The following is a 10620-nucleotide window of genomic DNA, read 5'->3' on the forward strand; positions in this document are numbered from 1 at the left end:
AATCCCGCAACGGGGATCACTCGGGACCGGACATGTTTGGCGACCTGCCGGTCCCATGGCAACATATGGAGAGTTCCATGAAAAAGACCCTCACTGCAATAGCGCTGCTGCTGTCGGTAACGGCAGCCCGGGCAGAAGATCTGGTTTCCGTCGAGTTTGCATATCCTTACAGCCATCTTTTCGATGTGACTTACGAAAAGATCCTGCCGAAATTCAAGGAGCAGTATCCGAATATCGAGATCAAGTTCCGGGCGACCTACGAATCCTATGAGGACGGCACCAACACGATCCTGCGCGAAGCCGTGGCCGGCACCTTGCCGGATGTGACCATGCAGGGCCTCAACCGCCAGGCCATTCTGGTGGACAAGGGTATTGCCAGATCCCTGGAACCGTTCATCGTGAAAGAGGAAGACTTTGCGAAAGACGGCTATCACGATGCCATGCTGTCGCTCAGCACGTTCAACGGCAAGATCTACGGCCTGCCGTTCTCCGTGTCCCTGCCGGTAGGCTATTACAACATGGATCTGATGGCCAAGGCCGGGATCACATCGACGGATCAGCTGCCCAAAACCTGGGATGACGTGATCGGAGTTTGTGGCAAGCTGCATGAGGCGGGCGTGAAGAACCCGATGTTCTGGGGCTGGAACATCACCGGCAACTGGTTCCTGCAGGCTCTGATGTGGTCCCAGGACAAGCCGACTATGGAAAACGGCAAGTTTCAGATTGCGTCGCCGGAAGGCCTGAAGTCGCTTGAGACCATGAAGTCCCTGTTCCGGGGCTGCAAGATGCAGAACATCGAATGGAAAGCGGCGCTTGCGTCCTTTTCTGCCGGTGAGATCGGCATGATGTACTGGTCCACCTCTGCCCTGGGAGCCGTTGAGCGCTCCAAAGGCCCGTTTGATCTGAAAACCAATGAGTATCCGGGCTTTGTGGCCAGCGGTCCGAAAGGCCTGCCGGCGGGCGGCAATGCCGCCATGCTGGTGTCGGCGAGCGATGATCCGAAAGTGCTGGATGCGTCCTGGAAGTGGCTGAAATTCATCACCTCCGGCGAAGGGGCTGCCGAAGTCGCCCGCACGACCGGCTACATGCCGCCGAACAAGGCGGCCAACGAGGTGATCCTGGCGGATTTCTACAAGAAGAACCCGAACAAGGAAACGGCCGTGCGTGAATTGCCGCTGCTGCGCGACTGGCAGGCCTATCCGGGGGACAATGGCCTTGCCATCACCCAGGTCATCTATGACGGCATCGAAGGCATTGTGACCGGAGAATACGACGACATGCCCGCCCTTCAGGACGAGCTTTCCGAAGAAGTCAGCGACCTGCTGCCGTCCGGCAACTAAGCCGTCCTTATCACCGCACTCAGACCGCTGCCCGTCCGTGCGGGCAGCGGTTTTCATAAAGAAGAAGGGAGGAAGACATGAAGCTTCTCCAGCTTACGGATATTCACCTGACAAAACCGGGCGACACCATTGGGGGGCGGGATCCGGAGGCGAATTTCAAAGCGGCATTGGCCCACGCGCTCGCCCATCACCCGGATGCGGAGGCCCTCGTCATCACCGGGGACTTGTCGGACTGGGGGGACCGGGAGGATTATCTCCGGCTGAAGGATCTGATCGCCGCCGTTCCGGTACCGGTGCAGCTGTGCATTGGCAATCACGATGAACGGGATGTGTTCCTGTCCGTCTTTCCCGAACTTGCGGATGTCAACGGGTTTGTGCAATCCGCTCTGGAACTATCCCAAGGCCAGGCACTTTTTCTGGACACCTGGGCCCCCAACTCCCATGCCGGATTCTATTGTCAAACCCGGCTGGGCTGGCTTGAGGCGCAGCTGGCTGCCTCCAGCGGCGATGTGTTTTTGTTCCTGCATCACAATCCGGTGCCGACCGGCATTGCCCCCATGGACAAGATCATGTTGCAGGATGCTGAAGCCTTCGGAGCGCTGATTGGCCGCTACCGGACGCGCATCCGGCATTTGTTCCATGGCCATTGTCATTTGCCCCTGTCGGGCTCCTTTCACGGGGTGCCGTTCAGCGCCCCAAGGGGGACCAACCATGCCGGCTGGCCGGATTTTGGCAATGAGCGCAATCTGAGTGCGTCGGATCTGCCGGAGAGCTACTCTGTCATTCTGGTAGGAGACGCTTCGGTGATGGTGCATTTGATCGAATTCGGCTATCAGGGTGAGATCCGCCGGGAAGGATCTCCCGACTATGCGGACTGGAACCGGTTGACCATGGTTCGGTAGGCCGCTTACGCTCATGTGACTCTTCAGACGCTTTCCCCCGGATAAGGGCTGTGAATTGTCACACTCTCTTGCCCAAATTGTCACAAATCGCCGGGCAGCAGCGGGTAGAAGGCTTCTTTGCTGAATTTGGACCGAAGGGCCCTGGCCGGTGTGCCTGGGCCGCTGCCTTGGAGTGGGCCATGACAGTCGCCGGAAAGACGTTGTCTACAGGGGAGGACCTGATCATCCTCAAAAATGCCCGGATTGTGTTGGCCGACGAGGTCATGGACGGGCATGTCACGTTCTCCGGCGGCAAGATCGTCTCTATCGACACCGGGCTCGCGCCGGGCGCGGGGATTGACCTTGGCGGGGATTATCTGCTTCCGGGACTGGTCGACATTCACACCGACCATTTCGAAAAGCATATCTTTCCGCGTGCCCATGTGCGCTGGGATCCGGTGCGGGCGGCCCTTGCCCATGATGCGCAGATCATTGGCAGCGGTGTGACCACCGTGTTTGACAGCCTATGTGTTGGCGCCACCATAAAGAACCCGGAACGGCGCGAAATTCTCGGCCCGATGATCGACGCGCTGCAACAAGCCCAGTTTGCCGGAATGCTCAGATCGGAGCACCTGGTGCATTTGCGGTGCGAAATCACCGATGAGGAAACAGTCCGGCTGACCGAAGACAATATCGGCAAGGATATTGTGCGCATGGTGTCCGTTATGGAACACCTGCCGGGCCGGCGCCAGAGCCGGGATGTCGAGGCCTATATCGAGCGCCGGATGGCCGAGACTGGGGAGGCGCGCCCGACGGTCGAGCGGGCGACGCAGGAGCTTTTGAATTTTTCCGATGAGATCAGCGCCAGGGTACGCCCAGCCATTGTGGCCCTGGCCCATGCCGAACGCTTGCCGCTGCTCAGTCACGACGATACGGAGCTGGAGCATATTGATGAAGCCGTGGGCGAGGGGATCACGGTGTCCGAATTCCCCTGCACCCTGGAGGCAGCGCGCAAGGCCAAGGCTCAGTCCATGCATGTGGTCGGCGGCGCACCCAATGTGCTGCGCGGGGGCTCGCAATCAGGCAATGTCGCGGTCAGAGACCTGATGGCCGAAGGGCTGGTGGATATTCTGGCCTCCGACTACGTGCCTCGTTCACTGCTGGATGCCGCTTTCCATATGGGGTTTGACGAGAGCTTTGCCGACGATTTACCGTCTGCCCTGCGCATGGTCTCAAAAACGCCGGCGGCTGTGGCTGGCCTGACCGACCGGGGGGAGATTGCCCCGGGCAAACGGGCAGATCTTCTGCATGTGGGGGTCGAGGGCAGCCATCCCTTTGTCAAACAGGCCTGGCGCCAGGGGAAAAGGGTGCTCTGAAGACCCCCTTTCAGCCGGTTGGTTTGTGACCGGGAGCCATCCGATCAACACAAGGGGCAATCCCTCTTGTTGCCGAGGCTTGTCAGGCCCGGCTGCGTTCATCCCTGCCGATGATCTTCCGGCGCAAGAAATCGGAAAAGCCGTCAATCAGATAGACGGTCAGGATAATCAGGAAGATCATCGTCCAGGCTTCCGGCCACTTATAGGCGCTGATGCGGTCCGCCAGCAAAAAGCCGATCCCGCCCGCCCCGACAATGCCCAAAATGGTGCCGGAGCGGGTGTTCGATTCAAAATTGTAGAGAATGACCGACAGGATCACGGGCAGGGCTTGTGGTAACGTGGCATAGCGGATGGTCTGCAGCGGTCCGGCACCGGAGGCCTTCACGCCGTCCACCGGCTTTTTGGACGTGTTTTCGATGGCTTCGGAAAAGAGCTTCGAGAACGTCCCGATTTCAGACACGGCAATGGCCAAAATGCCCGCCAGAGGGCCGAGGCCAAAGGCACGGATGAAGATCAGAGCCAGGATCAGCTGTTCAATGGCGCGCAACGCCGTCCGGCGGGCCGGTACGAGCCACCAGAGGCCGTGTTTGGAGCCTGTTTGGCGGCGTCGCGCGCCTTGGACGATAGTCCGTATCGCCCTGCGGCTCGCTCCGGACCAAGCAGGCTCCAAACAAGGTCAGAACGGGTCCTGTTAAGTGCGGTTGGTATTGAACCTACCCCCCTTCATCTCGTCCCGTTTTTATAACGGCAATGCGGACTTAACTGAAGTTCGCGGCGGCTATGCGGACTTCCGTGTCTGGAAATTTCTAGCTCATGGCGATGACCTCGACCTCCACCAGCCAAGACGGGTCGAGTGTTGTAACGACTATAGCCGTTGTCGGGACCACTCCACCGTTTAGAGCTTTCTCGCGCGCGGCTTGATTCTTCGCGGCATATTCGGGCCGAGCAAGATAGCTGGTCACTCGAACAATGTTCGAAAGAGACATTTCTGCTACCGCCAAGATGCGCTGAATGTTCTTCCAGAGCAATTCGAGTTGTTCGTCCAGGTTGTCGGGGACTGAGCCATTCTCAGCTAAGCCCATTGTTCCGCTGACGAACAATTGCCTCGTCGCGCCAGTTACCTCCATGGCGTGAACGTAATCTCGTGTTGCCGGGTATATGCCAGTGGCGGGATTGATTTCTCGAGTCTTCATCTGAATATCCTTTCGTGATATCTGCTTTTTGCCAAAGAAAGCGCGTATCGAAAGGAGAAGATGACGACATGGGGGAAGAAACAGAGGATGTTCAGCAGACGATGTCACCAACGCGCGTCCTTGACGTATTCGACCGAAAGATATTAGCCGCCCTGACTGAAGATGGCCGCGCCACATACGCTGACATCGGCGATCAAGTCGGTCTTTCCGCTCCCGCTGTGCATGAGCGCGTCAAGCGATTGAGGCAGAACGCTATTAAGCGGATCGGTGCTCAGCTTGATGGTCCGGTTTGCGGAAAAAACTTCCTGGCCTTTGTGCATGTGGATGCTGATGGCTGGGGAAAAAGTGAGCGCATGATGAGGCTTCATGACTTCCCGGAGATTGAAGAGATGCACTCTGTTGCCGGTGATACCTGCGTGATAATGAAGGTACGCACCGCGAACGCACAGGCGCTGGAGGAATTCTTGGCACAGCTCTACGTTCTGCCGGGGGTCAAGGGTACGAAAAGCTATGTGGTTCTATCGACCTATCTGGAGCGCGGTGTTCAAGCAGAACTCACGACCAAGTGGCCTGACGTGCCGCTGCCGACAACGTGAAGCGGCCATTTGCACAGGGTCTATTTTCCCGCACTTTGGGCCCATTCCAGTCATTCGCCGCACTCGATACCAAAGGCGGCTTCTGACCGGAATTGCGCTAAGTATTACTCTATCGTCAGACTGCGCGCTTCTTCCTCTTGGTCTGGATCATCGCAAGACGGTCCTCAAGCTGCTCGGCCGGAAGGGCGGGGCTGAAAACAAACCCCTGGACCGCGCTGCAGCCATTGGCCGTTGCAAGGGCCAGTTCGTCTTCGGTTTCGGCGCCTTCCGCAATCACCCGGAGCCCAAGACTGTGGCCCAGACCGACAATGGCCTGGAACAATTGTGTATTCTGGGGTTTGCCTTCCACCTGCTGAATAAAGGCACGGTCGATCTTCAGTTCCTGGAAGGGCAGACGGTGCAGGTAGATCAGGGACGAATAGCCGGAGCCGAAATCGTCCAGTGACAGCTGAACACCGATCTTCTGCAGTTTGGACAGAATGTCGAGCACCTGCTGCTCGTTGGTGTCGAGAAAGACGTTTTCAGTCACTTCCAGGCACAGAGCGCTGGGAGGAATGTTGTAGGTTTCCAGAACCGTCTTGACGTCCTTGGCAAAACGCGGCTGGCGGAACTGCTGAGGCGACACATTGACGGACACATGGCCGAAGTCGAAGCCCATGCTGATCCAGTGAGCGATCTGGGCACAGGCCAACTCCAGAACATAGTGGCCCAGTTCCAGAATCAGAGTGGATTTTTCAGCGATCGGCACAAATTCGGAAGGCGGAATGAAACCGCGCTTTTCGCTCGGCCAGCGCACAAGAGCCTCCAGGCCGATCAGTTTGTGGCTGACAGGACAGATCTGGGGCTGGTAGTGCAGGGCGAGCAATTTGGTTTTCAGGGCGCTGCGCAGCAGGGTTTCCGTCAACATCTCGGTCTGGACGCGCTCGTTGAGCGGTGCGGAGAAGAAAACATAGCGGCTGCCGCTCAGGTCTTTCGCGGCTCTGAGGGCAAGCCCGGCCACCCGGTGGGCGTTCTCCGCATCCTGGGCATCACGGGGCAGCAGGGCAATGCCGATGCTGGGCTCCACCCGGATTTCGCCTTCCGTGATGTTGAACGGTGTTGTCAGGGCCGCGACCGCGCGCTTGGCGCATTCTTCGGCTGCATTGCCGTCTTCGTCATCGGGCAGAAGAATGCAGAAGTCGTCGCCGGAAATGCGGGAGATCTTTGCAGCCGGACCGAAGACCCGGGCCAGGCGCGCATAGGCAAGGATCAGGACCCGGTTGCCGACATGGTGGCCGAATGTGTCGTTGATCTTGGCAAAACCCTTGAAATCCAAATGAACCAGCGACCCGCAGCTATCGCCATTGCGGGCCTGCTGCATCAGCTTGTTGAGGTCGGAAAAATAGCGGGTGCGGTTTCCGGCCGTTGTCACTGGGTCTGTGTAGGCTAGCTTGTGAAGTTTATCCTGCAGCACGGTCACCCGCTCCAGCCCATGGGCCAGATCGCCGATTTCGTCCCGCCGGTCGCAATAGGGGATGCGCTCGGGCTGGTTGCCGTTGGCCAGGTTATCCGCATTGCGGGCCAGCTGCCGGATCGGGTACAGCTCAAAGCGCAGATAAAGACCGGCAAGCAGCACGAAGGAAGCAATGATCAGAATGGCAGCAGCCACGATCCGCATATGGTGCCGCTGTTCGGTCTCGGCCAGATCGTCCACCCAGCCGGCATCGGCTTCCACTGCGCCAAGCAATTCGCGCTCATCTGTGAGGACGGGAATGAGAAATGCGAGCCGCTGATGGCCGTCAACCGGCATCTTGCCCAGATAGGGCTGACCGGCCAGAAGGGCGGTATAGGCAGGATGCCCTGACGTGATGGACCCGGACATCATCTGGTTGCCGGGTGGGCCGGCCAGACTGGTTGCCACCGTTGTGAAAGTTGTATGGCTGCTGGTCCACTTGAACAGCCGGGCCGTGCCCTCGATTGCGCTTGCAAGGGTGCGCAGCTGTCCGATCTTTTTCGAATCCGGGCGGAAGGCGTCTGATTTGCGGGTATTTGCAATGCGCAAGGACCGCGGATGACCTTCTGAATCATACTGTGTGCGGAAGGGGGAGGTGCTGGTCTGTGTCAGCAGGGAGACGGAGACGCGGGAGATCAGGTCGAGGCGGAACTTGGCCGTCTTCTGGCTGCTGCTTGAAATTTCCACATAGCCGACCGCCGCGATCAGGCCAATGCTGAACAGGACCAGAGCCGACAAAACAACACTGGTTCGGAAGGCCAGAGACTGTAATCCAAGCATATTGATCGCACCAATTCCTTCATTCGGCTGTTGGGCGTGTTTTTTCTTATGCATCCAAGAGTAGTAAAAATTTACTACGAATCCCTGAACAAAATTTCAGAAATTTGGTTATTTTCTTGATTTTTTCTATTTTTACATGTGCGGGTTTCTGAATTGTTTCATATATATGAATACGGTTTCTTTAGTGACTTAAACGCTGCGTCTTTATACTGAGGAACTCTATATTACGCAGCGTTTTTAGTTGTTTATCCTGTTCTCGGGGGGCGGGTTTTGCCTGCTGACGAGGGCGAAAGTGCTGAAACTGGAAGAGCCGGTCCGAATTTTGTCTGACTGAACCGGATTTTTGGACATTTTGTCTTTCCGGAACGGTGCCTGAGTACCTAATTTGGCAGGGACACCCGCTAACTTGGGGGGAAGGGGCCGGGAGGCCATTGGAAAACGGGCCGAAAAGCGCTAGGACCATGAGCCGGGGTCCTGGAAGGATGTCCGCCTGATTTTTACAACAGTATTCGGGGCGAGTTCTGCTTGATTTCCATCAGACCAGTATTGAACGTTCTCGGATTTCTGTATGTCGGTCTTGCGGCCGCCATGCTCATTCCGGCGGTTGTCGATGTTGCCCAGAAAAATGCTGACTGGCAGGCCTTTGTCTTTTCCGCCCTTCTGACGGGCATGGTCGGCATGCTGCTGTCGATTGCGGTGGGGGGCGCTTTGCGGGATGGGCTCGACACGCGCCAGACCTTCATTCTCACCACACTTGCCTGGGCCACCTTGCCCGCCTTCGGTGCGCTGCCGTTCTTGTGGCTCGGCATTGGCTATGCGGATGCGGTGTTCGAGGCAGTGTCCGGCTTTACGACCACCGGGTCCACCGTTCTGACCGGACTCGACGGATTGCCGCCCGGCCTGCTCGTCTGGCGGTCCATGCTGCAATGGATGGGCGGCGTCGGGATCATCGTCATGGCCATCGTTTTGCTGCCGTTCCTGCGGATCGGCGGAATGCAGCTGTTTCAAAGTGAAAGTTCGGACCGGTCGGAGAAAATCGTCAGCCGCTCCGTTGAACTGATCCGGCTGATCGGCCTTGCGTATCTGTTTTTGACCGTTCTATGTATTGCTGCCTATCTGGCCACGGGCATGGAGCTGTTCGATGCCTTCAACCATGCGCTGACGACGATTGCGACCGGCGGCTATTCCACCCATGACTTGTCCTTCGGCTATTTCAAGAACCCTGCATCGGGCTGGGTTGCCATTGTCTTCATGATCATCGGCGCCTTGCCGTTCGTGTTGATCATTCAGGCCCTGCGCGGTCATCCGCTGCAATTGTGGCGGGACCCGCAGGTGCGGGCCTTGCTCGGGTTCCTGCTGCTCGTCTCGCTGACCCTTACGGTGTATCTAGGGGTCAAAATGCATTTTGCCTTTGACGAGGCTCTGCTGCGGGCGACATTCAACGTGGTCTCCATCGTCACCGGCACAGGATATGCGCTTGGGGACTTCTCCCAGTGGGGCGCACCTGTCGTGGGCATCACCTTGCTGCTGATGTTTGTCGGTGGCTGCACCGGATCGACCACCGGCGGCATCAAGATTTTCCGTTTTCTGGTCTTTTTTGGAACAGTGCGCGCTCATTTGCGCCGGATGGTGCGTCCGCACCGGATCGTGTCGGAAGAATATGCAGGCACCCGGCTGACGCCGGAACTGTCCTTCTCGGTTCTGGCCTTTCTGGTGGTCTATATGGGATCGGTCGGCATTATCACCGTGGCACTGTCCTTCTTTGACCTGGATCTGGTCACGGCGATTTCGGCGGCGGCCACCTCCGTCGGCAATGTCGGGCCGGGCCTTGGGCCGATGATAGGCCCTGCCGGTCATTTCGCACCTTTGCCCGATGGTGCCAAATGGCTGCTCTCCTTTGCCATGCTGGTCGGCCGTCTCGAACTCTTCACCGTGCTGGTTCTGCTCGACCCGGATTTCTGGTCCAAATAAACCGGCTGTCAAATCTGTATTCTCTAAAGAATGGGACTTGGGAAACGCCATGCAATTTTCCGCGCCTCTCATCAGTGGCCGTCTTGTGAAACGCTACAAGCGTTTTCTGGCGGATGTGATCCTGGATTCTGGCGGGGAAGAGGTCACAGCCCATTGTGCCAATCCGGGGTCCATGCTCGGGCTCAAAGAGCCGGGCATGAGGGTCTGGCTCTCCCGTTCGGACAATCCGGCCCGCAAGCTGAAATATTCCTGGGAAGTGGCCGAGGTCGATGACGCTCTTGTGGGGATCAGCACGGCCCACCCCAACAAGCTGGTGGAAGAGGCATTGCAAGACGGGCGGATCGAGGGACTGACCGGCTTTGCCTCCCTGCGCCGGGAGGTCAAATACGGCAAGAATTCCCGCATCGATTTTCTGCTGGAGGATGTTGACGGGCGCAAGACCTATGTGGAGGTGAAAAATGCCCATCTGATGCGCGAGCCGGGACTGGCCGAATTTCCCGACAGCGTGACAGCCCGCGGGGCCAAGCATCTCGTTGAATTGTCGGACATGGTGACCGAAGGCCATCAGGCGGCCATGGTATTTCTCGTTCAGCGGCCAGATTGTGACCAGATCAGCCTGGCGGGCGATATCGACCCGGTTTATGCTGAGGCCTTTGCCTCTGCCCGGGCGGCAGGGGTGCGAGCCTATGCCATTGGCTGTGACGTGCGCCTTGACGGGATCGATGCTGTCCGGCCGGTCACGATTGTAATCTGAGGCAAACGGCCGGGACCGCGATTTTGAATTTATACATAGCGTCATTCCGGCGGCCACTCTCCTGAGCCTATGATGCGGGGTCGTAGCACACGCCCCAAGAGGCATAAAAGGAGAGTGACCGTGTCGGAGTATGTTGGATTTGATGTTTCGAAGGAAGAGACTTCGTTCTGCGTGAAGGACCGGGATGGGAAGGTCGTTGGTCGTGGCAAGGTTGCAACTGATCCTGTGTCTTTGTTT

Annotated in this window: 9 protein-coding genes; 6 read left to right on the forward strand and 3 right to left on the reverse strand. The window is 57.8% G+C overall.

Features of this window, described 5'->3' with window-relative positions; genetic code table 11:
- The first annotated feature begins 77 nt into the window (after nucleotides 1–77).
- The 3 genes from ACXAH0_RS09470 to ACXAH0_RS09480 all read left to right on the forward strand — a co-directional run bounded on the left by ACXAH0_RS09470 (nucleotide 78) and on the right by ACXAH0_RS09480 (nucleotide 3597).
- Nucleotides 78–1340 carry an extracellular solute-binding protein gene (locus ACXAH0_RS09470; protein WP_475190606.1) on the forward strand — a complete coding sequence of 421 codons (1263 nt, stop codon included), beginning with the start codon at nucleotides 78–80 and terminating at the stop codon, nucleotides 1338–1340.
- A gap of 77 nt (nucleotides 1341–1417) precedes the next feature.
- Nucleotides 1418–2242 (forward strand): phosphodiesterase, encoded by an 825-nt coding sequence (locus tag ACXAH0_RS09475; protein ID WP_475190609.1) that lies wholly within the window; start codon nucleotides 1418–1420, stop codon nucleotides 2240–2242.
- Nucleotides 2243–2421: 179 nt separating this feature from the next.
- Nucleotides 2422–3597 carry an alpha-D-ribose 1-methylphosphonate 5-triphosphate diphosphatase gene (locus tag ACXAH0_RS09480; RefSeq protein WP_475174581.1) on the forward strand — a complete coding sequence of 392 codons (1176 nt, stop codon included), beginning with the start codon at nucleotides 2422–2424 and terminating at the stop codon, nucleotides 3595–3597.
- Nucleotides 3598–3679: 82 nt separating this feature from the next.
- Here ACXAH0_RS09480 and ACXAH0_RS09485 read toward each other — a convergent pair whose 3' ends face one another.
- Together ACXAH0_RS09485 and ACXAH0_RS09490 are read right to left on the reverse strand one after the other, a co-directional pair.
- Complete coding sequence (locus ACXAH0_RS09485; protein ID WP_475190612.1) at nucleotides 3680–4144, reverse strand: PhnE/PtxC family ABC transporter permease; 465 nt, start codon at nucleotides 4142–4144, stop codon at nucleotides 3680–3682.
- 259 nt (nucleotides 4145–4403) lie between these two features.
- Nucleotides 4404–4790 carry a RidA family protein gene (locus ACXAH0_RS09490; protein ID WP_475190615.1) on the reverse strand — a complete coding sequence of 129 codons (387 nt, stop codon included), beginning with the start codon at nucleotides 4788–4790 and terminating at the stop codon, nucleotides 4404–4406.
- Between the two features lie 68 nt (nucleotides 4791–4858).
- Between ACXAH0_RS09490 and ACXAH0_RS09495 the strand changes: the two genes are divergently transcribed.
- On the forward strand, nucleotides 4859–5386 hold the full coding sequence (locus tag ACXAH0_RS09495; protein ID WP_475190618.1) for an Lrp/AsnC family transcriptional regulator: 528 nt from the start codon (nucleotides 4859–4861) through the stop codon (nucleotides 5384–5386).
- A gap of 115 nt (nucleotides 5387–5501) precedes the next feature.
- Here the strand turns inward: ACXAH0_RS09495 and ACXAH0_RS09500 are convergent, their stop codons facing one another.
- Complete coding sequence (locus ACXAH0_RS09500) at nucleotides 5502–7658, reverse strand: putative bifunctional diguanylate cyclase/phosphodiesterase (RefSeq protein WP_475190622.1); 2157 nt, start codon at nucleotides 7656–7658, stop codon at nucleotides 5502–5504.
- 546 nt (nucleotides 7659–8204) lie between these two features.
- Between ACXAH0_RS09500 and ACXAH0_RS09505 the strand changes: the two genes are divergently transcribed.
- Entirely contained in the window at nucleotides 8205–9629 is a 1425-nt protein-coding gene (locus tag ACXAH0_RS09505; protein WP_475174593.1) for a TrkH family potassium uptake protein, read from the forward strand.
- Nucleotides 9630–9678: 49 nt separating this feature from the next.
- Nucleotides 9679–10383, forward strand: coding sequence for a DNA/RNA nuclease SfsA (gene sfsA, locus ACXAH0_RS09510; RefSeq protein WP_475174595.1), 705 nt, complete (start codon nucleotides 9679–9681; stop codon nucleotides 10381–10383).
- Nucleotides 10384–10620 lie beyond the last annotated feature (237 nt).

This window comes from Roseibium sp. AWQ4_290 (assembly GCF_056160985.1).